Genomic DNA, 25583 nt, shown 5'->3' on the forward strand with positions numbered 1-25583 from the left:
CCCACACGGCCCTTCTTCAGGTGCGTGGCCAATCATTGCCACACGAACCACCGACCGCCTTCCGACGTGGCAGTCGTCGACTTCTCCACGTCTTGAGAGTCAGGGGATGAATGGACATGTCGTATTCAGACGATGATGACGACCGCGGTATCGATGAGTTGCGGGCCGAACGGGAGGCGCTCATCGCCCTCGGTGACCGGCTCCCGGGCAGTGCGATCGGGGACCTGGCCGCCGAACTCGGTCAGGGGGCCTCGTGGCCGCGGAACCTCCGTGGCACGCCGATGATCGTGGACACGGACATTGGTGGGGATCCCGACGACGCGATCGCCCTGGCCGCCGCGGCCAGGACCGTCCCCGAACTGGCGCTGGTCCTGACCAACGACGAGACCGGAGGTGCGGCCGGATACGGCCAGCGGGCCCGCTTCGCCCGCTTTCTGCTGAGCCTGATGGGTTGTCGCGACGTCCGGGTGGTGGCGGGACACAGTGTCGGAGACAGTCGCTACTTCTGTGCGGGGCCTCTCATCCACGAAGCGGTCCCTGCCCAGCCCACGGACGTCGTGGGTGCGGTGAGGGAACTCCTCGAGACCTTCGAGGGCCCCGTCCGCTGGGTGGGCATGGGCGCCTTCAGCAACCTCGCCCGAGTACTCGAGGAGATCCCGGAAGCGGGGGAGCGGCTCCAGGTCACACAGATGGGGGGAGCCATCAACTACCGCGACCCCTCTCGGGCGGAGCACAACGTCCGGATGGACGTTGATGCGGCTCACCGCGTGTTCGCGGCGGTGGAGAGTGGGCGGTTGCCGGAGCTTCGTCTCGTGACCTCGGACGTGACCTTCCGGCCCGAGATGGAGGTCACCCGGGAAAGCGGCCTCTATCGAATGCTGGGCGAGACGGGAGGCCGGGGATGGCAGGGACTTCTCCGTGCCCATCTGAACCAGTGGTTCTCGTCCTTTCACCCCGGCAGCATGCAGCACGATGCTCTGACTCTGACCGCGGCCCTGCGGAAGACCTTTGTCAATATGAACCTGGCCAGGGTGCGACTGGACGAGTTGGGTCGGATGTCCTTGTCCGACAGCGGTACCGAGGTGTGGATGAGTGCTTCTGCTAAGTACGAGCCCTTCAACCGCTGGCTGGAGAAGACCCTGACGACTGTGGACCACAGCACCGATGTTCGGCGGTAGTTCCTTCGTAGCGTCCAGAAACCGAGGATAGATGGACCTGAGACAACTGGAAGAGGAGTACGGCCTCTCGCCGAAGGAGTCACGAGCCGTACGCGAGGCGTATGACGTCTTTTGTGAGCACACGGCACCGTTCATGGTCTCCATCGCGGCGCAGATGCACGATGATCTCAAGAACGACGTCGCGGAGAAACCGCCCGGACATCGGATCGTTTTCCTCGGCCGGGACGGGGCCTCGCTCAGCCGGGCGACGAAGGAATTGGATCCTGAGTTCTACAAGGATCACTGCAGTTTCGTCACGCTCTCTCGGGCCGTGGCCGAAGCCGCCCTCCAGGACATCGAGAGGGACCAGGGCAAGTCGTTCGACCGGATCGAGGCCTTTCGCGGTGCCCGCGGAAAGGTGAATCCCGACCACGTGGAAGGGTCGTACAGCACCACGGCCGAGATGTTCGAGAGGAACGGAGTCCCGATCGGGGTCGAGAACAGCTCGGTCACGCTCGTCGACACCAGTTTCAAGGGAACCGTACAGGAACTGCTGACGGAGGCCTACCCGGAGACGGAGTTCACCGGGAGGTACGCCTTCCTGGGCAAGTCCCCTGACGATCCCCGACCGGAGACGAAGTTCGGCTACGTCTTCCACCAGGAAGCGGACGAGGTCTGGAACGGATTACCCAAGTCCGAACTCCCGGAGGACTTCTCCCAGACCTTTGGAAACAAGGACGCGCTCGGGGTCATCGAGGAGACCATGCACGGACCTCTCGACAGCCCCCGACGGATCACCTCACAGGGTCCTGACCAGATGCGTCAGAGGGACGTGCCCAATCCGACCGAGGGCATCAACCCACGGCGTGTCGCCCCCGAATATCGGGACGCGCGCGTGCGGGAAGCAGTGAAGGTGGTCGCCCTGGACGCGGTCACGGACGTCGCCAGGGAGTCTGCCCAGAAGCGGGACGCCGGTCTGGACTGGAAGGGCGAGCTCCTGCGGAAGCAGCATGACTTCACCAGCGAGGTCCGGTCATGGGTCGAGCATCAGCAGACGAGCGACAACAGGTTGACGACTGTTCTCGACAGCTTCGTCAGGCGTGGTGACAAGGACCAGGTGAAGGGTCTCGCCAGGGAACTCGACGCCCGCGACGTGCCCCCCGAGGTCAGGGACCGGGCCTGGGCCAGGTTCGACGAGAAGGGAAGCGTCGAGGAGAAGCGGCAGTTCGTGGAGCAGATCGGCAAGACCAAGACGGGTGAGACGTCCCGGGCGACGCGTATCGCTCGGGACGGTCAGCAACCGTCGGGTACCTCCCGAGCCGCGCGCCTCGCGCAGACCGCCCAGCCCTCGCCCGGAATGTCGAGGGCCGCGCGTATCGCTCAACGTGGAACCCTCTCGTCCGGCACGGCATCGCCGAACTCTGGAAGTACACCGGAACCGGGCAGTGACTCACCGGACGGCGGCGACATCGAGCGTTGAACCGGCTTCGGCCGCTTGCCCGGTGAGCCGGGTGGGCGGCCGACGCGGGTCGGAGAGGGGAGGGGAGTGGACGCTGTCGATCGGGTCGGTGTCGGCGGGATCGCGGAACGGGTGCGGGGCGGCCAGGTCAGTGCCGTGGCGGTGGTCGAGGCGGCCCTGGAGTCGATCGAACGACTCGACGTCGGGATCAGGGCGTTCCGAGAGGTCTGGGCGGACACCGCGAGGGAACGCGCGTCAGCGGTCGACGCGGGCGTGGCCCGCGGGGAACACCTCCCCCTCGCGGGGGTCCCCTTGGCCGTGAAGGCGTCCGAGGGAGTCGGGTCGCTCCAGGCCCGCCGGTTGATCGAGGCCGGGGCGATCCCCGTCGGCTCGACCTCGGTGCCCGGTCCCGGAACGGAGTGGAAGACCTGGGGCGCGACGGACCGGGGCCGGACCGTCAACCCCTGGCGGGCCGACGCCACCCCCGGCGGGTCGTCGGCGGGATCGGCCGCCGCCGTCGCGGCGGGGATGGTGCCGTTGGCGACGGCGAGCGACGGGGCCGGGTCCACCCGGATACCCGCCGCCTGGTGCGGTGTGGTCGGCTACAAACCGACCACTGGTCTGCTGCCCGCCCGGGACAGGGCCGGGCTCGCGATCGGCGGGCCCGTCGCCCGATCCGTGGCCGACGTGCAGCTCTACCGGTCGGTCGTCCTGGGGGAGGCACCCGCGCCACCCCTGTCCCGGCCGTTGCGCGCGGCGTGGTCGCCCACGCTGGGCTTCAATCAGGTAGATCCGGAGGTTGCCCGGGTCGCGCACCGGGCCGTGCGGAGGTGGACCGAAGGCGCCCGGGTGTCGCTGGAGGAGCGGGACCTGGCGCTCACCGACCCCGCCGCCAGCTGGTTCGCCAGGCGGAGCCAGGGCCCGGTCACCGAGGCTCGGGACGACGACACCGGCAACCGCGCCGCGCTCGACGACGTGTTCGGTTCGGTGGATCTGCTGGTCACGCCGACCACGCCCAACCTGGCGCACGGGCACGAGGGCCCCGGTGAGGTGATGAGCGTCGGTTTCACCTGGCTGTTCAACATCACCGGGCACCCGGCGATCAGCCTGCCCGCCGGGCTGTCCGACGGTGGACTGCCGGTCGGTGTGCAGCTGGTCGCCGGTCACCACCGTGACGACCTGCTGATGGCCGCCGCGGCCGACTACGAGCGCAACGTCCCGTGGTCCTCCCTGACCCCGCTGGGACCGGACGCCCGCCGCGGCTAGCCGACCGGTGCCCCATCGGTACCCCGCATCCGCCACCCGCCGTCCGGCGTAGGCTCCGGTCCCTACTCGACGGGCTGCGGGTCCAGGAAGTGTTCCCGGCACAGGAAGGCGTGCCGGGAGAAGTCGGTGAACACGGCGGAGGAGCCCGTTGCCGCCCTTGATGATCATCGGTACCGTCCTGGTGGCCGCCTGAGCTGGCCCATGTGCCCCGGGCATGAACCGAGTACCCCTTGCGGGCATCTCAGACAGCAGTCGTGCACAACAAACAGAACTGAGGCTGACCGTGTCCGAATCCCTACCCGAGGGAACCGCTGGCGATCGTTTCGGACCCAACACCAACCTGACGGTGGTCCACGAGATCTTCCTGGACGTCGCTAATAACCTGGCCGGGGAATACGCTCATCGTTTCCACAACGCTGCCACCGCTGAGGAGAAGAGCTCCGCCAAGGCGGCCATCCTATCGGTCCGGAGGAATCAACGTGCTGTCGATCCGACCGACCGGGAGACGATGATCGCTGAGATCCTGCGAATGGAACACCTGATCGAGCGCCTGGGCCAGGAGTGAGATGGAGGTTCAGAAAAGGTTCAAGGTCAAGGATGAGAAGCTCAGGGAGGTATTCGATGATGTCATCCGGGAATCCGTCTTCGAGGGTAGCAAGGCGGCCGCCGGTAAGCCAGTAATTATTCTCTTGGGCGGACAGTTGGCCGCTGGAAAATCGACTGCTCTGAAGAATATCAGAGAGCAGAATCCCGGCATCGTGGAGATCGACCCTGACAGCTTTAGGTCGCAGCATCCAAAATATAAAGAAATCATGAGAGAATGTCCTGATCAAATGGTTCAGGCAACCTCTCAAGCTATGCAGGAATGGTCGAGAATGTGTCGCGACTACGCTTATGATCAAGGGATCTCCGTAGTCGTCGAAGGAACTTTCTCGAACCCTCAGGGTCCCCGTTCGTTCGCCGAAAAATTCGCGGAGCCGAGGAGTGCGGTAAAGGGTGAAGAGGGAGTTTCCCACAGTGGGTACAAAGTCGAGGTCGTTGCGCTGGCAACTCCGGAGGCCCAGAGTCGCCTGGACATGGTAGGCCGGTATCTCAATTCAGCCCCAGGTAGGGGTCGGTGGAATCCGACTGATGCCCATGACAGGATTTACAACAATATACCCGAAACCGTGTCCGCTTTGGAGAAGAGTCCTTCTGTTCATAGGGTCCTGGTAACTAACCGCCAAGGTGATCCGCTCTATGAGAACACCCGTGGGGGCGATGGGAGGCTGGTTGGTGCGGCGCGTGCAGCAGAGGCATTGAGGGTGAACAGGGGGGACGGAGGCTTTCCGTTCGGAAAAAGGGAAGCGGAAGCTTGGCTTGCATCCTACAGTGAGCTCTCTAAACAGATCGTTACTAGACGTGAGTTGAACTCCGAAACAGCTCCCTCATTCCTTGCGCTGCATTCTGATGCGGACAAGATGGCCGAGGTGGCCTATGAGGGCGAGGAGAAACAGCTCGCCAAGCACACGTGGTACCAGAAAGTGCAGAAGGCGGTATTTATGGCGGGCCAGCGCGGTGTGGACAACGCTGACCTGCCATCGAGTCCGGAGGAGTACTTCTCCGCCACGCCGGCCGACCGCACGCGCTACATGGAGGCGATGAAAGCCCCCAAGACGGTCCGACGCTTCGCGCAGAGTATTGTCCCCCCGGGCCTAGAGGGCACCAACACGCCCTCGCTCGACGGTGGTCGACGGAACAGTGGGCCACAGGAGGGTCCTGACCTGGAGCTGTAGTTGTGTGGCCACACAGGGAGACGGGGGAGGTGCGCCCGTAACCGCAAATCGGCCCGGTCAGAGCTGCTGTTGAACCTTCTCCCTGGCCCACCCCGAGGAACGTGGCGAACGCGAACAAGCCCTGCACTTGCTCCATGCCCAGGAGCGCGTTGAGGGGCCGTGCGCGATCGTGTGCGACAAGGGTTTCGCGGGAGTTGGCACCGAGAGCGTCCAGGTCGACCTCGGGCTCGTCCTGGAACGTCACAACGCCCACACCACCGAAGGGCTCCGAGCGCGGGTGCGCCAGCGGATCCTGGCCCTGAAGGCCGGGATCCGGCTCCACTGGCGGATCGGTGCCCCGGTCAAGCGATCACTGGTGGCATGCGACCACTGACCAAGGCCCCCATCAACGGTCTGACTAGGCAGTGTTCCGTGGTGTCTCCCGTCGCGAGCCGTGCGTCTGGTGGTCCACTCGCAGGGCCGAGGAAGGAGGTCCCCTGGATGGGCTGCCGACTGATGAGAACTCGGTGAGAGCGTCGCCGAGGCGACACACAGCAGGTCGAGTATCCGGGACGTTCCTAGTCGACGGGCTGCGGGTCCAGGAAGTGTTCCCGGCACAGGAAGGCGTGCCGGGAGAAGTCGGTGAAGACTCCGTCCACTCCGGCCTCGAAGAACATCTCGTACTCGGCGGCGAACCCCCCGAAGTCGCCGGGCTCGCCGTCCGAGCGCAGGTCGGCGGGCAGGAAGTGGTTCTCGCTGCGGAACGTCCAGGGGTGCACCAGCAGGCCGGCCTCGTGCGCGTTCTCCACCAGGTCCGTGGGCTCCCCGAGCGTGCCGTCCTCGTTCTCCGGCACCACCAGGCTCTTGTGCGGGCCGATCGCGTGCGCGAAGGCCGCCACCTCGGCCAGGCCGTCGGGTGTGGTGAAGTGCCGCCAGTGCTCCTCGGTCCCCATCAGGTACACCAGGGGCAGCTCCGTCTCGGCGAGCCTGCGCAGACTCTCCGCCTCGAAGGACTGCAGGAACACCGGGAGCTCCGGCTCCTCGCCGGTCAGGCCCGCCTCGCGCAGCACCGCGATCAGCGTCGGCTCCAGCTCCAGGCCCTGCGCCACGTGGTAGGCGGGGTGCTTCGTCTCGGGGTAGATCCCGATCGGGCGGCCCAACTCCTTGGTGAGGGAGAACGCCAGGTCGATGACCTCCTCCAGGGTCGGGATCTCGTAGGCCCCATCCATCATCGCGTTCATCGCCCGCACGTCCTGGAGCCGCTCCACGGCCCGCAGCGTCTTGATCTCGGCCAGCGTGAAGTCCTGGGCGAAGAACCCCGTCACCTCGCGGCCGTCGATCGTGCGCGTCGTGCGCCGGTCGGCGAACTCCGGGCGCGAGGCCACGTCCGTGGTCCCGCCGATCTCCTGCTCGTGGCGGCAGATCAGGCGACCGTCCCTGGTCGCGACGAGGTCCATCTCGATGAAGTCGCCCCCGTGGCGCGCACCCAGCTCGTAGGAGGCCAGGGTGTGCTCCGGTCGGTGCCCGGAGGCCCCGCGGTGGGAGATGATCTTGATCGGGATTTCCGTCTTGTTCCTGTTCCTGCGCACAGCCGAACCGTCCTGAGAAGCGAAAGCCAGAAGAAGTAGACAAGCGGGGAGGTCGACCAGCACACGGCGGGTCGGCCTCCATTCTCCACGAGGATGACCGCTCACCGACCAGAGTGGCCAGGGCACGATTGCGGCGTTCGGCATACCTCGGGCGCGGATTCCCGGCCCTGGTAGCCTCTCCGGAGTTTGTGTCCCCTGCGACGAACGCGAAGGTGAGGTCTGGGTGGGCGCCGATGACCTGAGGAGGACCGTCGCTTCACGCGTACCGTCCGGAGCCCGTATCGACGTCGAGGTCTTTCCGTCAGGCGCGGTCGGGATCGATATTCGGTCCGGCCGCGACTTCGTGGTGATCCAGAGCACGGCGGACCGGAGCGAGTGGGGCTACGACGTCAATCCCCCAGAGGAAGAGTCCTTCACAGGATTCAAACACGTCGCCGGTTCGCTCGACAGCGCACTGTCCACTGTCGTGGAGGGTCTGTGAGGGTGTACCGAAGAGGGTGATCGCGCCGACGTCTCTCCCTGGAGGCGTCTGTGGCGGATGAGGCCGGGCCAACGCCGAGTACCAAGCCCATCCGTGAGCGCATCTCGATTCGTCGGATCGGGTCGCTCCGGGCCCGGGAGTTGCTCGAAGCCGGGACGGCACCCCAGAAGTAGAAGAGAGGAGGCCGACCCGCGTGCGGCGGGTCGGCCTCCTCTTCTCCAATGCCGGCGGACCGGGTCAGGAGAGCCGGGTGAGCACGTGGTCGATGCACTCGGTGAGCGCCTGCACGTCGGAGGGCTCGACCGCGGGGAACATCGCCACGCGCAGCTGGTTGCGGCCCAGCTTGCGGTACGGCTCGGTGTCCACGACGCCGTTGGTGCGCAGCACCTTGGCGATCGCGGCGGCGTCGACGTCGTCGCTGAAGTCGATCGTTCCGACGACCTGCGAGCGCTTGGCCGGGTCGGTGACGAACGGCGTGGCCACCGCCGACTTCTCGGCCCAGGTGTAGAGGATCGAGGAGGACTCGGCGGTGCGCGCCACCGTCCAGTCCAGACCGCCCTGGCCGTTCATCCACTCCAACTGCTCGGCGAGCAGCAGCAGCGTGGCCACGGCCGGGGTGTTGTAGGTCTGGTCCTTGCGGGAGTTGTCCACGGCGGTGGTCAGCGAGAAGAACTCGGGGACGTACCGGCCGCTCGCGGCGATCTCGTCGACCCGGGCCAGCGCCTTGGGCGACATGACGGCCAGCCACAGGCCGCCGTCGGCCGCGAAGCTCTTCTGCGGGGCGAAGTAGTAGACGTCGGTCTCGGCGATGTCCACGGGCAGCCCGCCCGCGCCGCTGGTGGCGTCCACGAGCACGAGGGCGTCGTCGTCGGCGCCGGCGACCCGCTTGATCGGGGCGGCCACACCGGTGGAGGTCTCGTTGTGGGTGAGCGCGTACACGTCCACGCCCGCCTCGGCGACGGCCTCGCCGTGGCTGCCGGGGTCGGTGGAGATGACGGTGGGCTCCGACAGCCACGGAGCGCCCTTGGCGACCTTCGCGAACTTGCTGGAGAACTCACCGAAGGCCAGGTGCTGCGACTTGGAGCGCAGCAGTCCGTGGGCGGCGATGTCCCAGAAGGCGGTGGTGCCGCCGTTGCCGAGCACGACCTCGTAGCCCTCGGGCAGGGAGAACAGGTCGCGCACGCCGGAACGCACGCGGGAGACCAGGGACTTCACCGGCTTCTGGCGGTGGGAGGTCCCCATGTAGCGGGGGCCGGAGGCGGCCAGCGCGTCGAGCTGCGCTGGGCGGACTTTGGACGGGCCACTGCCGAAGCGTCCGTCGGCGGGCAGCAGGTTCGCGGGAATCTGAATCTCGTCGGTCACGGTCACCAGGGTAGTGGCCGCGGTCACGACACCACCGGTCAGGGCGGTTTCTCGCAGCGTGAAATCACGTGAGGGCGCACCAGCGCGTCACAGGCGCCCTGGCTCCGGGCGGTCGGCGGCGGCCCGGATCCGTGCGACGGGAACGGAGGAACGGGACCGGAGGAAGTGACGTGCGTTCGGGCGCCGTGCCCGGGGTCGGGTGGCGCGGGGCAGCCCCGACACGAGAAGATGCCCACTGTGGACCACCGAGACCCCGCCGAACTGCGCAAACCGTACATGGGCGAACCCTTGCGGCGTTCGGATCTGGCCGACCACCCGATGACCCAGTTCCACCTGTGGTTCAACGACGCCGTCGAGTCCGGACTGGCCGAACCCAACGCCATGGTGCTGGCGTCCGTGGAGCCGAGCGGTATGCCCAGGGCCCGCACGGTGCTGATGAAGGGCTATGACAGCAGGGGTCTGCGCTTCTTCACCAACTACACCTCGCGCAAGGGGCGGGCGCTGGCGGCCGACCCGCGGGCCGGCCTGGTCTTCCCCTGGCACGCCGTCCGGCGCCAGGTCCTCATGGCCGGCCGGGTGGAACGGCTCAGCGACGAGGAGAACGACCGCTACTTCGCCACCCGGCCGCGCGGCTCCCAGCTCGGCGCCTGGGCCAGTGAGCGCCAGTCGCAGCCGGTCGCCGACCGGGACGAGCTCGACCGGCTCTACCGCGAGTTCGACCATGTGTGGGCGCCCGACGAGGAGGTCCCCCGGCCCTCCTACTGGGGCGGGTACCGGCTGCTGCCGGAGGAGGTCGAGTTCTGGCAGGGCGGCGCCGACCGGATGCACGACCGGTTCCGCTACCTGCGCGATTCCGGGGGCGGGTGGGCCGTCGACCGCCTGGAACCCTGACCTGCCTCGAACCCTGGCCCGCCTGACGTCCTGGCTGCCTCGAACCCTGGCCCGCCTGAAGCCCTGGCTGCCTGGAACCCTGGCCCGCTGCGTGGAACCCTGGCCCGCCCGGAGTCCTGTCCCGACCTTCAGGACCGTGACGTGATCTTGACCGCGCGGTCCGCGCGTTCGTCCGGAAGGGCGGGAAAGCGCCCCCCGCGGAGCATCGGTGCAGGACAGGGCCCCTCTGTCCGGCGCGGTCACGGCCGGAGCGGCGCTCGGCCGACCGGTCCGGGGCGCTGGCGGCGCGACCGTGTCCGCATCGTGAGACGCCGGCGAAATGGGTGTCGGTGGCGTCACGATATGCTGGTGTCATCGGTGGTCGCTCCCGCGGACCTGCGGACGCCCCGGTCCCCACTCGGCCCCAGGGAATCACGCCGCCCCGGCCTGTGTTGTGAGAGACCTGCCGTGCCCGCCGAACATGCGTCGGGCACAGAGCCTTGGGAGGGGAGACTTGACCGCACACGGGCTGATCGACACCACGGAGATGTACCTCCGGACGGTTTTCGAGCTCGAAGAGGAGGGCATCGTCCCGCTTCGAGCCAGGATCGCCGAGCGCCTGCACCAGAGCGGCCCCACGGTCAGCCAGACAGTCGCTCGTATGGAGCGCGACGGCCTGCTGCGTGTCGAGAACGACAGACACCTGGTCATGACGGCCGAGGGCCGCAAACTGGCCACGCACGTCATGCGCAAGCACCGGCTGGCCGAGCGGCTGCTCGTCGACGTCATCGGACTCCCCTGGGAGGACGTGCACATCGAGGCCTGCCGCTGGGAACACGTCATCTCCGAGGCCGTGGAGGAGCGTCTGGTGACGCTGCTCAACGCCCCCTCGGTGTGCCCGCACGGCAACCCCATCCCGGGGTTGGACGAGCTGGGCCTGGAGGACTACGCTCCCGAACCCTTCACCGACGACTCCATCGTGCCCATGCTCGACGTGGCCGCGAACTCGGACATCACCGTCACCGTGCGACGCATCAGCGAACAGCTCCAGTCGGATCCCGACATCATGCTCAGTCTCCGCAGATCCGGGGTACGACCCGGGCAGGAAGTCGTGCTGAGCGCGACGGACGACGGGGTCCGCGTGGTCGGCGGGGACGCGGAGGAGGCCGAGCTTCCCGCGCACGTCGCCGGGCACGTCTTCGTCGCCAAGCCGTGAACCGCGTCTGGATTGGTTGCTCATCGGGATTGTCACATTGCGCTGCGGGAACGTCCGGGGTGTTGCTACGCTCGCCCCAAGGTGCGGTCGTTCGGAGTACCCGGAGCGAGCATGTATGCAGCTCATGACGGCGAGGTGGCGGCTAGATGACACGGTGGGGTGAGCCCTTCCGGGAGAGCGACGCGCTCGCCACAGCCGCCGTGCTGGACCAGGCGCAGATCGCCATCGTCGTCATCGACCGGTTCAGCCTGCTGCGCTACTGGAACCCCTTCGCGCGCGAACTCTTCGGGTTCGTGGGCGGCCGTGACTACGTCGGCCTGTCCCTCCTGGACATCGGCATCCACGAGTCCGATCGCGAGCACGCCTCCCAGCTGGCCCGCCGCGTCCTGCGCGGCGAGCCCTGGGAGGGCACCTTCGCGGTCCTCAAGGGCGACTCCACCTGGATCCACGTGCGCGCCCAGGCCGTGCCCATGCAGGACGACTCCGGCGAGATCGACGGCATAGCCCTCATCGCCCGGGAGGCGCTGCGCAGCGGGCGCGTGGAGGAGCAGTACGGCCTGCTGGAGCGCATCGGCAGCCGCCTGGCCAGCTCCCTGGAGTTCGACTCCACGGTCAAGGGCGTGGCCGGAATCCTCGTGCCGCAGTTCGCCGACCACTGCTTCATCGACCTCTACGACCACGACCGCCTGGTCAGACAGGTCTCGGTGCACGCCGAGGGCTGGTCGCCCCCGGCCCGGACCTGGTTCGACGTCGGCGACGAGGTCCGCTACCCCGAACGCCACTTCGTCACGCAGGCCCTGCGCCGCCTGGAGACCGTCGTCAGCGGCGACTACCTCTTCGAGAACTCCCCCACCGACCGCTCGGACGTGGTGTCCCGGCAGGTCGGCGTCACCTCCGCGATCGCCGCGCCCCTGCGCGCCCGGGGCGAGGTCCTGGGCGTCCTCACGCTCGCGCTATCCGGACTCTCACCACGCCAGAAGAGCACCTACGGCGGGTTCGACCGCGACCTCGTGGGCGCCATCGCCTCCCGGGTCGCGCTGGCGATCGACAACGCCCGCCTGTTCGAGGAGGAGCGCAGCACGGCGCTCGCCTTCCAGGACAGCCTGCTGCCCAGCGTCTTCCCGCAGCTCGACGGCCTGACCGTCGCCACGCGCTACCTGCCCGCCGGTCCGCTCCAGGCCCACGGCCACGGCGTCCAGACCCAGGTCGGCGGCGACTTCTACGACGCCATCCCCCTCTCCGCCGGCCGGGTCGGGCTGGTGATCGGCGACGTCGAGGGCCGCGGCCCGCACGCGGCCGCCGTCATGGGCCAGTTGCGCGCCGCCCTGCGCGCGTTCGCCCAGGCCGACCGCGAACCCGCCGACATCCTGCGCGAACTCGACGAGTGGGTGCGCCAGCTCGGGCAGCCCGACGGCAACGGCGGCACCTGGATCCCCAGCGTCAGCTGCCTGTACATGGTCTACGACGCCTGGTCGCGCGAGCTGTCCTACGCCAACGCCGGGCACGCGGCGCCGCTGCTGGTCACCTCCGAGTCCGTCGAGACCCTCGACCTGGAGATCACCGACCGCATGCTGGGCGTGCGCGCCAAGGGCGCGGCAGGCGAGGACATCGTCTACCACCAGGCGAACCTGCGCCTGCCCATCGGCGCCACCCTGGTCATGTACACCGACGGCCTGGTGGACCGGCGCCCGATCGGCGGCCGGGCCGACCCCGAGGTCGCGCTGGAGCGCATGGCCGAGCGGGTGGCCGAGGTCGCCGACAAGGACGTCGACCAGATCGCCGAGGTGGCCGCGCACAGCGTGCCCGGCGAACTCGACGACGACACCGCGCTGATGGTCGTGCGCACCCACTCCGACGAGCTGGACCTCATGGAGGGCTGGTTCCGCTCGGAGGCCTCCACCGTGGGCGAGGCCCGCCACCTGGCGGCCAACACGTTCAAGGAGTGGGGGATGGGCCGCGACCAGGCCGAGCTCGCCTGCCTGCTGGTCTCGGAGATCGTCACCAACGTCGTCATCCACGCCACCCCGCACCCCGTGCACCGCGAGTTCACCGGCAGCGGAGTGCTCGACTCCGAGGGGCCGCCGGCGAACGACTCCCCGGCCGCCGACGAGTTCGACGAGGACTGGACCGACCTCCTGGAGGCGGTCTCGGAGGTCGACGAGCCCACCGAGGAGCCGTGGGAGAAGGAGTTCCTGCTCCGGCTGCGCCGCGGCGCCACCGCCGTGTGGGTGGAGGTCTTCGACCACGACCTGCGCCTGCCGCGCATCCGCAGCGCCGCCGCCGACGACGAGGGCGGTCGCGGGCTCTACCTGGTGGAACAGCTGGCCAGCCGGTGGGGGTCGCGTCCCACGCCCGACGGCAAGGCGGTGTGGTTCGAGATGCCGATGCACGGTGACGAGGACGAGGACGGGTCCGAGACGCTGGGCTGAGCAGCCGAGCTGAGCAGGCGGGCTCAGCCGCCTCCGGGGCCGCGACGCCGCGAACTCCCTGCCACGGGGCGCTCCCGCAGCGTTCCGTGACCGATCTGACCTGGCACGAACAGGGAGGTATCGGTAATTTGTGGGCAGCCGTCCCCCATGAACCGGAGCCCCGATGACCTCTCCCACCCGTCCGTCCCGTCGATTCCGCCTGAGTCTCGGCGTCGTGGCGGGAAGCGCCGTCCTCGCCGCGGCGGCCTGCGCCCCCGTGGACGAGGAGCCGGCCGACGCGGCCGGCGACGCGGCCGTGGAGTGCACACCCGACCAGCTGCCCACGCTGACCGAGGGCACGCTCACGATCGGGACGGACAGCCCGGCCTACCCGCCGTGGTTCGTCGACGACGACCCGACCAACGGTGAGGGGTTCGAGTCGGCGGTCGCCCACGCGGTCGCCGAGCGGCTCGGCTACACCCCCGAGCAGGTCGAGTGGAGCGTCGTGACCTTCAACAACGCGATCCAGCCGGGGCCGAAGCAGTACGACTTCGACATCAACCAGTTCTCCATCACCGAGGAGCGCCGGGCCGCCGTCGACTTCTCCAGCCCGTACTACGACGTCCGCCAGACGGTCATCGCGATGGCGGGCACCGACGCCGCGGACGCGACCTCCCTGGCGGACCTGGCCGGCCTGAGCGTGGGCGCCCAGGTGGGCACCACCAGCTACGACGCGCTCGTGGAGACCGTGGACCCGGACGAGGAGCCGCAGGTCTTCAACAACAACGACGACGCCAAGCAGGCCCTGGAGAACGGGCAGGTGGACGCGCTCGTCCTCGACCTGCCCACCGCCTTCTACGTCACCTCCGCGGAGCTGGAGGACGCCGAGATCGTCGGCCAGCTCCCGGCGACCGACGCCGACGCCGAACAGTTCGGCCTGGTCCTGGACCTGGACTCGCCGCTCACGGACTGCGTCACCGAGGCGGTCGACGGCCTGCGCGAGGACGGCACGCTCGCCGAGCTCGAACAGGAGTGGCTGTCGGAGGCCGCGGACGTTCCCGAGCTGGCGTGAGCGCCCGCGACACCGCCGCGCACGTTCCGAGCGTCCTGGAGGCCGAGCGGGTCGCGTTCCGCCGCCGCCAGGGCGTGCGGTCGGTCCTGATCGGCGCGGTCTCCACGGCGCTGCTCGGCGGAGTCCTGGTGAGCGTCGTGATCGGCTCCCCGGGCTGGGACCGGGTGCGGGAGACCTTCTTCGACGCGTCCGTGGCCCGCGAGGCGCTGCCCGCCGTGCTCACGGGGCTGTGGCTCAACGTCCGGGTCCTGCTGTTCTGCGCCCTGGGCGCGCTGGCGCTCGGCCTCGTCGTGGCGATCATGCGGACCCTGCGGGGGCCGGTGTTCTTCCCGCTGCGGGCCCTGGCGACATCGTACACCTACGGGTTCCGCGGCGCACCGCTGATCATCGTGCTGTACCTGATGACCTTCGGCGTGCCGGGACTGCGGTTGGAAGGCACCCCGAGCGTGCTGGTGCTCGGCGGGATCGCGCTGGTGATCACCTACGGCGCCTACATCGCCGAGGTGTTCAGGGCCGGGATCGAGTCGGTGCACCCCAGCCAGATCGCGGCGGCGCGCTCGCTCGGGCTCACCTACCCGCAGACCATGCGCCACGTGGTCCTGCCGCAGGCCGTGCGGCGGGTCTCGCCGCCGCTGCTCAACGACATGGTGGCGCTGCAGAAGGACGTGGGGCTGATCTCGTTGGCGGGGCCGATCGACGCGATCCGCGCCGCGCAGATCGCCACCGCCCAGACCTACAACTTCACCCCCTACATCGTGGCCGGGGTGCTGTTCGTGCTGATGGCGATTCCACTGGTGGCGGTGACCGACTGGGTGACCGTGCGCTCGGCACGCCGGCAGTCGGCGGAGGGGGGACGATGAGCGAGCTGGAGCGGCTGGCGCGCCTGGACGGCACCGAGGCGGATCCGGCGTCCGTGCCGGTGCTGCGGGTGCGGGACGTGCGCAAGGAGTTCAGGGGCACGGTGGTGCTCGACGGGCTCGACCTGGACGTGCCCGAGCACGGTGTGGTGGTGCTGATCGGCGCCTCCGGCTCCGGCAAGTCCACCCTGCTGCGGTGCGCGAACCTGCTGGAGCCGATCAGCGACGGATCCATCCACCTGGACGGCGAGCACATCACCGACCCCAGGGTGGACCCCGACCGCGTGCGGCGCCGGATCGGGATGGTGTTCCAGTCCTTCAACCTGTTCCCGCACATGTCGGTGCTGGACAACGTCACGCTCGCGCCGCGCCGCGTGCACCGGCGCGACCGCGCGGAGGCGGCGGAACGGGCCCGGGAGCTGTTGGACCGGGTCGGCCTGCTGGAGAAGGCCGACGAGTACCCGGACCGCCTGTCGGGCGGGCAGCAGCAGCGGGTGGCGATCGTGCGGGCGCTGGTCAACTCCCCGCGCCTGCTCCTGCTGGACGAGGTCACCAGCGCGCTCGACCCCGAACTGGTGGGGGAGGTGCTGGACCTGGTCCGCGGGCTGCGCGACGAGGGGATGACGATGCTGCTGGCCACCCACGAGATGGGCTTCGCGCGCAAGGTCGCCGACACCGTGTGCTTCCTGGACGGGGGCCGGGTGCTGGAGCAGGGGCCGCCCGAGCAGGTCCTGGGCGATCCCGAACAGCCCCGCACCCGGCGGTTCCTCCAGCGGATCATCGACGCCGGGCGGCTCTGAGCACGCGGTGACGCCGCCCGGAGCCGGGGCGTGAGGGGGATGCCCGGCCGTACACGACGCCGTTCGGGCCGCGCCCGCGCTCGCTCAGCTGAAGAAGCCGGCGACGCCCCGTCCGGCCGTGTCCGCGGTGTTGCACCAGTCCATGCAGGACTCGACTGCTTTTCCGACAGCGGGGGCGAGGGCGGCCTTGCGTTCGTCGGTGACGGCCTCCCACTGTTCGAGGGCCTTCCGGCACTCGGTGAGGCTCCACTCGCCGTAGCACGGCAGGAAGTCGGGTGCCGGAATCGGTGAGGGGACGCGACCGTAGTTGAACTCCCCGACGCTGACCGCGGTCACACCCAGCCCGGCCAGGGCCTCGTCGACGGTCTCCAGCCACCCGGCCCGCATCGGGGAGAAGTCGTTGTTGAACAGAGCGCGGCCGTGGAACTCGCAGATCCACTTGAAGGCGTACCCGTACATGGTGCCGTGCCGGTCGTCGAACGGGCCTCCGTCGATGACCGCGCGGATCGCATCGCGGATGGAGGGGCCGTCGGTGTGGTCGAACTGGGAGTCGAAGTGGGCCAGGTGCTGCTTGAACCGGCCTCCGATCATCCGGCGCAGCTTGTCGTCCTTCGAGCCGACGGAGGCGTGCAGGGCAGGGAGGTCGACCACATATGTCGTCAGCGCGTAACTCATGGCGGAGACGCTATCGGCGACTGACGACACCGTGGGCTGCTCCTCTTCGGAGGCGGGACCACGCCACGCGCGGATCCCGAGCGGCCCCGTACCCGCCGGTTCCTCCAGCGGATCCTCGACGCGGGGCGGCTCCGAGCACGCGGTGACACGCTCCGGAGCCGGGGGCGAACAGTGCGCGAACCCACCGCCGCCCTCCTTGTGCCGGGCGGGGGCCGCGGTTAGCGTGCGCCTGGCACGCGCCCGCCCCACAGGCGCGTGCACCGGATCCCGTTGCCGGAAGGAACCCCCATGCCAGGACCCGTCGACCCCCGTGACGCGGTACCGCGCCGGAGCGCACCCGCCCCCATGAGCACCACCGATGTCCCCAGCACCATCAGCACCGACACCACAGGGCCCGGCCGCCGACTCCTCGGCCGGGCCCGTCGTCTGGGCACCCGCGGCCTCGTCGGCGCGTTCGCCCTGGTCCTCGGTCTGCCGGGCATCGCGTTCGCGGCACCGCCGCCGGCCCTGCCCGCGAGCCACAGCGAGGCCGAGGGCACGTGGCAGCCCGCCTTCGACTACGACACCGACGGCTGCTACCCGACCCCCGCCATCGGACCGGACGGCACCCTCAACGGCGGTCTGAAGACCTCCGGGGCGCTCAACGGCAACTGCCGAGACCGCTCCGACCTCGACAACACCAACTCCTACGCCCGCTCGCGGTGCGACGCCAGCGGCTGGTGCGCCTACATGTACGCCCTCTACTTCGAGAAGGACCAGGTCCTGCCCGGCTGCTGCGGGCACCGCCACGACCTGGAGCACGTGGTGGTGTGGGTCCGGGACGGCCAGGCCCGGTACGTGTCCGCCTCGGCGCACGGCGACTTCGACACCCGGCCCGCCGACCAGGTGCGCTGGGAGGGGGCGCACCCCAAGATCGTCTACCACAAGGACGGCGCGTCGACCCACGCCTTCCGCTTCGCGGCCGGCCACGACGACCCGCCGGAGAACCACGACGGGGTGTGGCAGTACCCGGACCTGGTGGGCTGGGACCACTTCCCGCCCGGCATCCGCGACACCCTGGTCTCGGCCGACTTCGGCAGCGCCCAGCTCGACCTCAGGGACGACCGGTTCGGGTCCGCGCTGGAGCGGGCCAGGCCCGCGGGGATCGACTTCGACCCGTACGCCCAGGACGCCCGGCTCTGAGGGCCGGGCTCCGGGCACCTGCCTCCGAGCGCCCGGTTCCGAGCACCCGGCCCCGAGGGCCTGGCGCAAGGCACTCGGGTCCGAGCATCCGGCTCCGAGACGTACACGTCGAGGAACCGCTCCCGTCGGGGGCCGTTCCCTCCTCAGGGGAGGGCGGCGCCCCGGCGGGAGCCGGGCGGACCGGGGAGCGCCCGCGGCACGTGCGGCCGGCCGCGTCTCAGCGCCAGGACCACGCCCACAGCAGCAGGCACACGAAGACGAAGAAGACGACGATCCCGCTGGTCGCCCAGGGGATGTGGACCTTGGGCCGGAGCTTGCGCACGCCGATGACGAGCAGCACGACCAGCAGGCCCATGACGATGAGGCCGTCCCACGCACCGCTCATGACCGACTCGACCCTTCCGGAGGGGGCTCAGGGGTTCAGGCGGTCACAGGCCCAGTCCGCGCCCGACGATCTCCTTCATGATCTCGGTGGTGCCACCGTAGATCGTCTGGACGCGGGAATCCTGCCAGGCCCGTGCCACCGGGTATTCCATCATGTACCCGTACCCGCCGTGAAGCTGCAGGCAACGGTCCATCACCCGGTTGCACATCTCCGTGGTCCACCACTTGGCCATGGCGGCGTCCTCGACGGTCAGCTCACCCTCGTTGAGCAGCGCGACCCCGCGGTCGACGTAGGTCCGGCCCAGATCCACCTCGGTCGCCAATTCAGCCAGGACGAAACGGGTGTTCTGGAAGCGCCCGATCGGACGGCCGAAGGCGGTGCGGTCGCGGCAGTACTCGATCGTGTGCCGCAGGATCCCGTCGGCGGAGGCGACCGCGCAGGTGGCGATGGACAGGCGCTCCTGCGGCAGGTTGTGCATCAGGTGGATGAACCCCTGGCCCTCGGTACCGATGAGGTTGGCGGCCGGGACGCGCACGTCCTCGAAGAAGAGCTCGGCGGTGTCCTGTGCCTTCATACCGATCTTGTCGAGGTTGCGCCCGCGCTCGAAGCCGGGGGTCCCGCGCTCCACCGCGATGAGGGAGAAGCCCTGGGCCCCCGCGTCCGGGTCGGTCCGGGCCACCACGATCACCAGGTCGGCGTTGACGCCGTTGGTGATGAAGGTCTTGGCGCCGTTGACGACGTACTCGTCGCCCTCGCGCACCGCCGAGGTGCGGATGGACTGCAGGTCGCTGCCGGTGCCGGGCTCGGTCATGGCGATGGCGGTGATCAGCTCCCCGCTCGCGAAGCCGGGCAGCCACCGCCGCTTCTGCTCGTCGGTGGTCAGGCCGACCATGTAGGGCGCCATGACGTCGTTCTGGAGGGTGATGCCCAGCCCGCTGCCGTGGGCGCGACAGATCTCCTCATTGACGACCGTGTTGTAGCGGTAGTCGTACAGCCCGGTGCCGCCGTACTCCTCGGGGACACCGTGGCCGAGCAGGCCGACCTCGCCCGCCCTCAGCCACACCTCGCGGGGCACGATGCCGTCCTTCTCCCACTGCGCGTGGAAGGGCACGACCTCGCGTTTGAGGAACTCGGCGACCGTCTCCCGGAAGAGGTCGTGGTCGGCGTCGAACAGGTTCCGCTTCATGGACGTCTCCGGCGGGGTGAGGGCGGTCACGTACGCCCCACGCTAACCGAATCTCGTTCGGTTTAGAAGGGGCGACGCCACGCGGGAGCAATGATCGTGGCCCGAGCGCGGTGCCTCCCCGCCGTGGGTGCGGCCGTTCCCACCGCGGTCCAGGGGATGTCCGCGGTTTCTGCGGGATCATGCCCGGTGTGCCTTCCCCCCGAGAGAGGGAGTTCCCTTGGCCTCCCGCTCCCGTTCAGCCAAGCGCCGACGCAGGCGCGACAAGATCCGTGCCGCCGAGCGCCGACGGGAGCGCGCCGTGCTTCGGGCCGCCGAGCGCGAGCCTGAGCGTGACGACCCCCCTGTCGCCGCACCCCCGCAGGCCCCCGGGCCCCTGTCGTGGCCCTCCTCGCGGTGTGCGTCTCGTTGGCGGGTCTGCTCGGACTCGGCCTCCACCTCCTCGCAGGCCGGGAGTCCGTCGGACCCGGGCGGCCCTCGGCTGACCGCCCGACACCGGTCGCTCTCCCCGGGGCAGGCCATGAGTGTGCGACTGTCCCTCCCACCGTCCGTGTACTCCGCTGACCGCACCGGTGGGGACAAGGGCGCCGCCCGGCCCGACCCGCCGTACGACCAGACCCGTACCGTGATCGTCGGCCTCGGGCTCATCGGCTGCCTAGGGGGACTGCTGGTCGGGTCGAGCCTCCTGGTGGAGCGCTACTTCCCGGACACGTCCGCGTCGGGACACGGGTCCCGGGCGGCGGTGGGGGCGTCGGCGGAGCAGGCGGTGGAGGTGGCGGAGGAGGCGGCTGATCCGGACGGCCGGGCGGCGCCAAGCGGGGGCAAAGATCGCGGCGCGAGTGCGGTTCCTCCGTGTCACGCGCGCGGCCCGTTCCTACTGTGGCCACAGAGGGCCGCCAGGCCCGCAGCGGACCGAGGCGCCCGTGACGGCGCGACGGGGGAGTGGCGATGGCGCAGCGCGGGACCGAGCGGGGGCGCCGGGAGCGTCGGAGCCGCCAGGGCACGCGGATCACGGTCATCATGGCCGCGCTCATGCTCAGCGTGCTGCTCTCGGCCCTGGACCAGACCATCGTGTCCACGGCCCTGCCGACGATCGTCTCCGACCTGGGCGGACTCAACCACCTGTCGTGGGTCATCACCGCCTACCTGCTCGCGGTCACCGCCAGCACACCGCTGTGGGGCAAGCTCGGCGACCAGTTCGGCCGCAAACAGCTCTTCCTCGGCTGCATCGCGATCTTCCTCGCGGGCTCCGCCCTGTGCGGCATGTCCCAGGACATGCTTCAACTGATCCTCTTCCGCGGGTTGCAGGGCATCGGCGGGGGCGGCCTCATGGTGCTGGCCTCGGCGATCATCGGCGACGTGGTCTCCCCGCGCGAGCGCGGCAAGTACCAGGGGCTGTTCGGCGCGGTGTTCGGCGTCTCCAGCGTGGCCGGTCCGCTGCTGGGCGGCCTGTTCGTCGACCACCTGAGCTGGCGGTGGGTGTTCTACGTCAACCTGCCGTTGGGGCTGGTCGCGTTCCTGGCCGTGCTGGCGGTCCTGCCGGCCAGTCGACCGGAGGGACGCGGCCGGGTGGACTACGCGGGCATCCTGCTGCTGGCCGGGACCGCCGTGTGCCTGACCCTCGTGGCCGCCTGGGGCGGCTCCGTGTACGCGTGGACCTCGGTCCCGGTGGTCGGGGCGGGAGCCGCGGCGCTGGTGTTGGGCCTGGGCTGGTGGTGGACGGCCCGCCGGGCCGAGGAGCCCGTGATGCCGCTCGGCCTGTTCGGCAACCCGGTGATCGTGGTGGCCATGGCCATCGGCTTCTGCGTGGGCTTCGCGATGATGGGTTCGATGGCCTACCTGCCGCTCTTCCTCCAGGTGGTGCACGGGCTGTCGCCGACGGCCTCGGGCCTGCACCTGCTGCCGATGGTGGCGGGCATGTTCCTGACCTCGATCGGCAGCGGACGGCTGGTGACGCGGACCGGTCACTACAAGGCCTATCCGGTGGCGGGCATGGCCGTGACGGCGGTGGGGCTGTACCTGCTCTCCACCATGGGGCCGGACACCTCCCAGGCGGCGATGGGCGCCTACTTCTTCGTTCTGGGCTTCGGCCTGGGACTGGTGATGCAGGTGGTCGTCCTGGTGGTGCAGAACGGCGCCGAGTACCGCGACCTCGGGGTGGCGACCTCCAGCGCGACCTTCTTCCGCTCGATCGGCGGCGCCTTCGGTACCGCCGTGTTCGGGTCGGTGTTCTCCGGGCAGCTGGCCGCGAACCTCACCGCCCGCGCGGACCGGATCCGGCTCCCGGCCGGGGTGGACGTCGCGGCGCTGGAGAGCGACCCGCGCGCCCTGGACGGGCTGCCGCCGGCGACGCAGGCCTCGTTGCTGGGGGCCTACGCCGACGCCATCGACGTCGTCTTCCTGTGGGCGGTGCCCGTCGCGCTGGCGGGGTTCGTGCTCGCGCTGTTCCTGCGCCAGATCCCGCTGCGCACCACCGTGGGCAGCCCGGAGCTGGACGAGACCATCCCGCCCGTGGCCTCCTACTACGGGCGCGACGGGCTGGCGCACGTGGAGAAGGAGGTCTTCCGCGCCTGCGGCCGGGAGGGCGCGCACGCGATGTACCAGCGGCTGCGGGAGGCGGCGGGCCTGGAGGTCTCCCCGGGCGCGTGCTGGGTGCTCGGCCACCTGGGCGCGACGGGGCCGCTGCGCACCGAGGAGCTGGTGGAGATGACCGGCCTCCCGGCGGAGCGGTGGGAGGCGGTCCGCCGGGAGTTGCTCGACGCGGGCCACCTCGTGGACGGCCGGGACGCGTGGGAACTCAGCCGGAGGGGTGCCGACGCGGTCCGCGCGCTCTTCGAGGCCCAGCGCACGGCGCTGCGCTCGCTGCTCGCCGACTACGCGCCGCACGAGCACCCGGAGGTCGTGGCCGCGCTGGAGCGGATGACCGCCGACACCCTCGGGGACGAGGGGGACGCGGCCGACCTCGGCCGGGGGCCGAGAGCCCGGGAGGAGTAGCCGCGGCCCGATCGGGGATCATGGCCGGTGCGTCGTCCCCCTGAGAGAGTGAGCCCGATGGCCCCCGCATCCCGTTCCCCCAAGCGCGGAGGCAGGCGCGACAAGCTCCGTGCCGCCAGGCGGCGACGGGAGCGCGAGCCGCTCCGATCCGCCGAGCGCCGGCGGGAGAGCGGCACGCCCCGTGCGGCCGGGCGCGGAGGCAGGCGCGTCGGGCCCCGGGCCCGGGGCCCGGCCGTGATCGCGGGGTGCGTCGCGCTGCTGGTCCCGCTCGGCCTCGGCGTCTACTACGCCGGGGAGCGGGACTCCCCGCCGCGGGAGTGGCGCGTGACGGGGTTCGACGTCCAGGTCACCGTGCACGCCTCGGGGTCGGTCGACATGATCGAGTCCATCACCTACGACTTCGGCGACCGGCCCTCGCACGGCCTGACCCGGGAACTGCCCGAGACCGGGTGGATCGACGGCTATGGCTGGCGCGACTTCGGTCTCACCGGTGTCCGGGCCGACAGCGCCGAGGGGCTGCCGGTGGAGGTCGCCCCCCGCGACGGCGATCCCGACGCGGAGAGCCGGACCGTCGTGCGCGTCGGTGACTTCGGGTCCGACCCCTCCCTCACCGGGGAGCACACCTTCGAGATCGGCTACACCTACGAACGCCTCACGACTCCGGGCACGGGTGGCGGGGCCCGCTTCTACGCCGACGTCGTCGGCAGCGGTTGGCGGGTTCCCGTCGAGTCGGCCGACGTGGAGATCCACCTGCCCGACCTCGCGGAGGCGGCGGAACCGGCGGAGGTCCAGGACCGGACCGACGCCGCCTGCTACGCGGGGGAGACCGGCGACCGCGGGGGCTGTGACGGCTTCGCGTGGGCGGACCCGGGCGCGGACGGCCCGCTCCTGACCGCCGGTCACGGGAGGCTCTCCCCGGGGCAGGCCATGAGCGTGCGGCTGTCCCTGCCCGCGTCCGTGTACTCCGCCGCCCCCTCAGGGCCGCGGGAGGGGGCGGCCCGGACCGACCCGCGGCCGGGCGGTGCCTCCTTCCTGGTCGTCGTGGTGGTCCTCGGCTGTATGGGAGCGATGCTGTTCGGTCTGATCCGCCTGGACCGGTACCTCTCCTCGCGCGGGGTCGGGGCCGAGAGCGATTCCCGGGGTGGCGGTGGCGGAGGCGCCGGTGGGGGCGGAGCCGGAGGTGGCGGTGGCGGAGGCGCCGGTGGGGGCGGAGGCGGAGGAGGCGGCGGCTGACCGTGGCTCGGGACGCCCGCGGGGAACACTGGGGGAGAGGACCTGAGCTGCGCCGACCAGCCCGAACCGGGGCCGGGTACTTGCCAGGACCGCCAAACCGAATACAGTTCGGTTCAGAACCGTCACCCCAGCTCCCCTTGGAGGGCCCCGTGGCCGAGGCATTCATCGTCGGCGCAGTCCGCACCCCCGTCGGCACGAAGAAGGGTGCGCTCGCCGGCGTGCACCCCGCCGACCTCGGAGCGCACGTGCTCAAGGAGCTCGTCCAGCGCACCGGCGTCGACCCGGTGGCCGTCGAGGACGTCATCATGGGCTGTGTCACGCAGGCCGGGCCCCAGGCGCTCGACCTCGCGCGCACCGCCTGGCTCTCCGCCGGGCTGCCCGAGTCCGTGCCCGGCGTCACCATCGACCGCCAGTGCGGCTCCTCCCAGCAGGCCCTGCACTTCGCCGCCCAGGGCGTGATGTCGGGGACCCAGGACCTGGTGGTGGCCTCCGGCGTGGAGAACATGGGCATGGTCCCCATGGGAGCCAACGTCCAGTTCGCCGTCGACAACGGTCTCTCGCTCTACGGCGAGGGCTGGACGGAGCGCTACGGGCTCCAGGAGATCTCCCAGTTCCGCGGAGCCCAGCTCATGTGCGAGAAGTGGGGCTTCAAGCGCGAGCAGCTGGAGGAGTTCGCGCTGGAGAGCCACCAGCGCGCCGCCCGGGCGATCGAGGCGGGCCACTTCGACGACCAGGTCGCGCCGCTGGCCGGGGTCGAGCGCGACGAGGGCGTGCGCCCCGACACCACCCTGGAGAAGATGGCCGGCCTGAAGGCCCTGCGCGAGGGCTGGGAGCTCACCGCCGCCGTGGCCAGCCAGATCTCCGTGGGCGCGGGCGCCGTGCTCATCGCCTCCGAGCGCGCGGTCGAGCAGCACGGCCTGACCCCGCTGGCGCGCGTCGTCCAGCTGTCCCTGGTCGGCGACGACCCGGTGTACATGCTCACCGCGCCGATCCCGGCGACCAGGATCGCCCTGGAGAAGGCCGGGCTGAGCATCGACGACATCGACGTCACCGAGATCAACGAGGCCTTCGCCCCGGTGCCGCTGTCCTGGATCGAGGAGCTGGGCGCCGACCCGGCCAAGGTCAACCCCAACGGCGGCGCGATCGCCCTGGGCCACCCGCTGGGCGCCACCGGCGCGGTGCTGATGACCAAGCTGGTCGGCGAACTCCACCGCACCGGCGGCCGCTACGGCCTGCAGACCATGTGCGAGGGCGGCGGACAGGCCAACGTCACCATCATCGAACGCGTCTGACACCCGCGCCGCGGCCCCGTCAGTTCCGCCAAGGCTGACGGGGCGGACCGGAACCACTGTGACTGCCTGAAAGTCGGAGATATCGATCAGGTTCTCGCGCGTGGAGGACCTGGAACGGGAACTCGGCGACGACTTCGTCCGCTCACCGCTCCCCTGGAACGCGGCCTTCCTCGCGGGGAAGGCCTTGGTGACGTACCGGAGGAACGGCGGTACGAAGGCGTCGACCCTGCCCGACTTCTACATCGGCGCGCACGCCGCCATCAGCGGACTCCAACTGCTGAGCCGGGACGCCCGGCGCTTCAAGACCTCCTTTCCCTCGGTGAAGCTGATCTCGCCGAACTGAACGTC

General features: G+C 70.1%; 22 protein-coding genes and 1 pseudogene. 18 read left to right on the forward strand and 5 right to left on the reverse strand.

What is annotated here, in order from left to right; genetic code table 11:
* The first annotated feature begins 110 nt into the window (after positions 1-110).
* From HNR10_RS19340 to HNR10_RS19365, 6 genes and pseudogenes are all read left to right on the forward strand, one after another.
* Positions 111-1178 carry a nucleoside hydrolase gene (locus HNR10_RS19340; RefSeq protein ID WP_246406307.1) on the forward strand — a complete coding sequence of 356 codons (1068 nt, stop codon included), beginning with the start codon at positions 111-113 and terminating at the stop codon, positions 1176-1178.
* Positions 1179-1209: 31 nt separating this feature from the next.
* Positions 1210-2637 carry an ABC transporter permease gene (locus tag HNR10_RS19345; protein ID WP_179825569.1) on the forward strand — a complete coding sequence of 476 codons (1428 nt, stop codon included), beginning with the start codon at positions 1210-1212 and terminating at the stop codon, positions 2635-2637.
* 66 nt (positions 2638-2703) lie between these two features.
* Positions 2704-3882, forward strand: coding sequence for an amidase (locus tag HNR10_RS19350; protein WP_179825571.1), 1179 nt, complete (start codon positions 2704-2706; stop codon positions 3880-3882).
* Positions 3883-4096: 214 nt separating this feature from the next.
* Positions 4097-4447 (forward strand): hypothetical protein, encoded by a 351-nt coding sequence (locus tag HNR10_RS19355; RefSeq protein ID WP_179825573.1) that lies wholly within the window; start codon positions 4097-4099, stop codon positions 4445-4447.
* 1 nt (position 4448) lies between these two features.
* Entirely contained in the window at positions 4449-5657 is a 1209-nt protein-coding gene (locus HNR10_RS19360) for a zeta toxin family protein (protein ID WP_179825575.1), read from the forward strand.
* Positions 5658-5733: 76 nt separating this feature from the next.
* Positions 5734-6030: pseudogene (locus HNR10_RS19365) on the forward strand (IS982 family transposase); the annotation flags it as partial.
* 184 nt (positions 6031-6214) lie between these two features.
* Here HNR10_RS19365 and HNR10_RS19370 read toward each other — a convergent pair.
* A complete protein-coding gene (locus tag HNR10_RS19370; protein WP_312889348.1) occupies positions 6215-7225 on the reverse strand; it encodes a glycerophosphodiester phosphodiesterase family protein in 1011 nt (336 codons plus the stop codon).
* 223 nt (positions 7226-7448) lie between these two features.
* Here HNR10_RS19370 and HNR10_RS19375 point away from each other — a divergent pair, with 223 nt between their 5' ends.
* Complete coding sequence (locus HNR10_RS19375; protein WP_179825582.1) at positions 7449-7706, forward strand: hypothetical protein; 258 nt, start codon at positions 7449-7451, stop codon at positions 7704-7706.
* 237 nt (positions 7707-7943) lie between these two features.
* Here HNR10_RS19375 and serC read toward each other — a convergent pair whose 3' ends face one another.
* A complete protein-coding gene (gene serC, locus HNR10_RS19380; protein WP_179829830.1) occupies positions 7944-9074 on the reverse strand; it encodes a phosphoserine transaminase in 1131 nt (376 codons plus the stop codon).
* A 231-nt stretch (positions 9075-9305) separates the two neighbouring features.
* On the opposite strand from serC, the gene pdxH reads away from it, so the two are divergent.
* The 6 genes from pdxH to HNR10_RS19410 all read left to right on the forward strand — a co-directional run bounded on the left by pdxH (position 9306) and on the right by HNR10_RS19410 (position 16291).
* Complete coding sequence (gene pdxH, locus HNR10_RS19385; RefSeq protein ID WP_179825584.1) at positions 9306-9959, forward strand: pyridoxamine 5'-phosphate oxidase; 654 nt, start codon at positions 9306-9308, stop codon at positions 9957-9959.
* Between the two features lie 493 nt (positions 9960-10452).
* The gene (locus tag HNR10_RS19390; RefSeq protein ID WP_179825587.1) at positions 10453-11154 is read left to right on the forward strand and encodes a metal-dependent transcriptional regulator; all 702 of its coding nucleotides are present in this window, start codon (positions 10453-10455) and stop codon (positions 11152-11154) included.
* 146 nt (positions 11155-11300) lie between these two features.
* Positions 11301-13583 (forward strand): SpoIIE family protein phosphatase, encoded by a 2283-nt coding sequence (locus HNR10_RS19395; RefSeq protein WP_179825589.1) that lies wholly within the window; start codon positions 11301-11303, stop codon positions 13581-13583.
* Between the two features lie 163 nt (positions 13584-13746).
* Positions 13747-14634, forward strand: coding sequence for an ABC transporter substrate-binding protein (locus HNR10_RS19400; RefSeq protein WP_179825591.1), 888 nt, complete (start codon positions 13747-13749; stop codon positions 14632-14634).
* Complete coding sequence (locus tag HNR10_RS19405) at positions 14631-15494, forward strand: amino acid ABC transporter permease (protein WP_179825593.1); 864 nt, start codon at positions 14631-14633, stop codon at positions 15492-15494. Before HNR10_RS19400 ends, HNR10_RS19405 begins: the two co-directional genes overlap by 4 nt.
* Positions 15491-16291 carry an amino acid ABC transporter ATP-binding protein gene (locus HNR10_RS19410; protein ID WP_246406311.1) on the forward strand — a complete coding sequence of 267 codons (801 nt, stop codon included), beginning with the start codon at positions 15491-15493 and terminating at the stop codon, positions 16289-16291. Before HNR10_RS19405 ends, HNR10_RS19410 begins: the two co-directional genes overlap by 4 nt.
* An 84-nt stretch (positions 16292-16375) precedes the next feature.
* Here the strand turns inward: HNR10_RS19410 and HNR10_RS19415 are convergent, their stop codons facing one another.
* Positions 16376-16966: a DUF7691 family protein gene (locus HNR10_RS19415; RefSeq protein ID WP_179825595.1), complete on the reverse strand. Its 591-nt coding sequence runs from the start codon at positions 16964-16966 to the stop codon at positions 16376-16378.
* 345 nt (positions 16967-17311) lie between these two features.
* Here HNR10_RS19415 and HNR10_RS19420 point away from each other — a divergent pair, with 345 nt between their 5' ends.
* On the forward strand, positions 17312-18148 hold the full coding sequence (locus HNR10_RS19420; protein WP_179825597.1) for an NPP1 family protein: 837 nt from the start codon (positions 17312-17314) through the stop codon (positions 18146-18148).
* 217 nt (positions 18149-18365) lie between these two features.
* Here the strand turns inward: HNR10_RS19420 and HNR10_RS19425 are convergent, their stop codons facing one another.
* Both HNR10_RS19425 and HNR10_RS19430 read right to left on the reverse strand, forming a co-directional pair.
* On the reverse strand, positions 18366-18533 hold the full coding sequence (locus HNR10_RS19425; protein WP_179825600.1) for a hypothetical protein: 168 nt from the start codon (positions 18531-18533) through the stop codon (positions 18366-18368).
* A 43-nt stretch (positions 18534-18576) separates the two neighbouring features.
* Positions 18577-19719, reverse strand: a complete 1143-nt coding sequence (locus tag HNR10_RS19430; protein ID WP_179825602.1) for an acyl-CoA dehydrogenase family protein — start codon at positions 19717-19719, stop codon at positions 18577-18579.
* Positions 19720-20664: 945 nt separating this feature from the next.
* Here HNR10_RS19430 and HNR10_RS19435 point away from each other — a divergent pair.
* From HNR10_RS19435 to HNR10_RS19450, 4 genes are all read left to right on the forward strand, one after another.
* Positions 20665-22710 (forward strand): MDR family MFS transporter, encoded by a 2046-nt coding sequence (locus HNR10_RS19435; protein ID WP_179825604.1) that lies wholly within the window; start codon positions 20665-20667, stop codon positions 22708-22710.
* Between the two features lie 57 nt (positions 22711-22767).
* Positions 22768-23943 carry a DUF2207 domain-containing protein gene (locus tag HNR10_RS31315; protein ID WP_179825606.1) on the forward strand — a complete coding sequence of 392 codons (1176 nt, stop codon included), beginning with the start codon at positions 22768-22770 and terminating at the stop codon, positions 23941-23943.
* A 149-nt stretch (positions 23944-24092) separates the two neighbouring features.
* The gene (locus HNR10_RS19445) at positions 24093-25235 is read left to right on the forward strand and encodes an acetyl-CoA C-acetyltransferase (RefSeq protein ID WP_179825608.1); all 1143 of its coding nucleotides are present in this window, start codon (positions 24093-24095) and stop codon (positions 25233-25235) included.
* A 100-nt stretch (positions 25236-25335) separates the two neighbouring features.
* Positions 25336-25578 carry a type II toxin-antitoxin system VapC family toxin gene (locus tag HNR10_RS19450; protein WP_179825611.1) on the forward strand — a complete coding sequence of 81 codons (243 nt, stop codon included), beginning with the start codon at positions 25336-25338 and terminating at the stop codon, positions 25576-25578.
* Positions 25579-25583: the final 5 nt, after the last annotated feature.

The sequence above is a fragment of the Nocardiopsis aegyptia genome (assembly GCF_013410755.1).
GTDB classification, from domain to species: Bacteria; Actinomycetota; Actinomycetes; order Streptosporangiales; family Streptosporangiaceae; genus Nocardiopsis; species Nocardiopsis aegyptia.

Excerpts from the sequence above, each read along its gene's own strand:
- HNR10_RS19340 (WP_246406307.1), top strand. The coding sequence starts at position 111 with ATGGACATGTCGTATTCAGACGATGATGACGACCGCGGTATCGATGAG.
- HNR10_RS19345 (WP_179825569.1), top strand. The coding sequence starts at position 1,210 with ATGGACCTGAGACAACTGGAAGAGGAGTACGGCCTCTCGCCGAAGGAG.
- HNR10_RS19355 (WP_179825573.1), top strand. The coding sequence starts at position 4,097 with ATGAACCGAGTACCCCTTGCGGGCATCTCAGACAGCAGTCGTGCACAA.
- HNR10_RS19360 (WP_179825575.1), top strand. The coding sequence starts at position 4,449 with ATGGAGGTTCAGAAAAGGTTCAAGGTCAAGGATGAGAAGCTCAGGGAG.
- HNR10_RS19395 (WP_179825589.1), top strand. The coding sequence starts at position 11,301 with ATGACACGGTGGGGTGAGCCCTTCCGGGAGAGCGACGCGCTCGCCACA.
- HNR10_RS19400 (WP_179825591.1), top strand. The coding sequence starts at position 13,747 with ATGACCTCTCCCACCCGTCCGTCCCGTCGATTCCGCCTGAGTCTCGGC.
- HNR10_RS19410 (WP_246406311.1), top strand. The coding sequence starts at position 15,491 with ATGAGCGAGCTGGAGCGGCTGGCGCGCCTGGACGGCACCGAGGCGGAT.
- HNR10_RS19415 (WP_179825595.1), bottom strand. The coding sequence starts at position 16,966 with ATGAGTTACGCGCTGACGACATATGTGGTCGACCTCCCTGCCCTGCAC.
- HNR10_RS19420 (WP_179825597.1), top strand. The coding sequence starts at position 17,312 with ATGAGCACCACCGATGTCCCCAGCACCATCAGCACCGACACCACAGGG.
- HNR10_RS19425 (WP_179825600.1), bottom strand. The coding sequence starts at position 18,533 with ATGAGCGGTGCGTGGGACGGCCTCATCGTCATGGGCCTGCTGGTCGTG.
- HNR10_RS19430 (WP_179825602.1), bottom strand. The coding sequence starts at position 19,719 with ATGAAGCGGAACCTGTTCGACGCCGACCACGACCTCTTCCGGGAGACG.
- HNR10_RS19435 (WP_179825604.1), top strand. The coding sequence starts at position 20,665 with ATGGCGCAGCGCGGGACCGAGCGGGGGCGCCGGGAGCGTCGGAGCCGC.
- HNR10_RS31315 (WP_179825606.1), top strand. The coding sequence starts at position 22,768 with ATGGCCCCCGCATCCCGTTCCCCCAAGCGCGGAGGCAGGCGCGACAAG.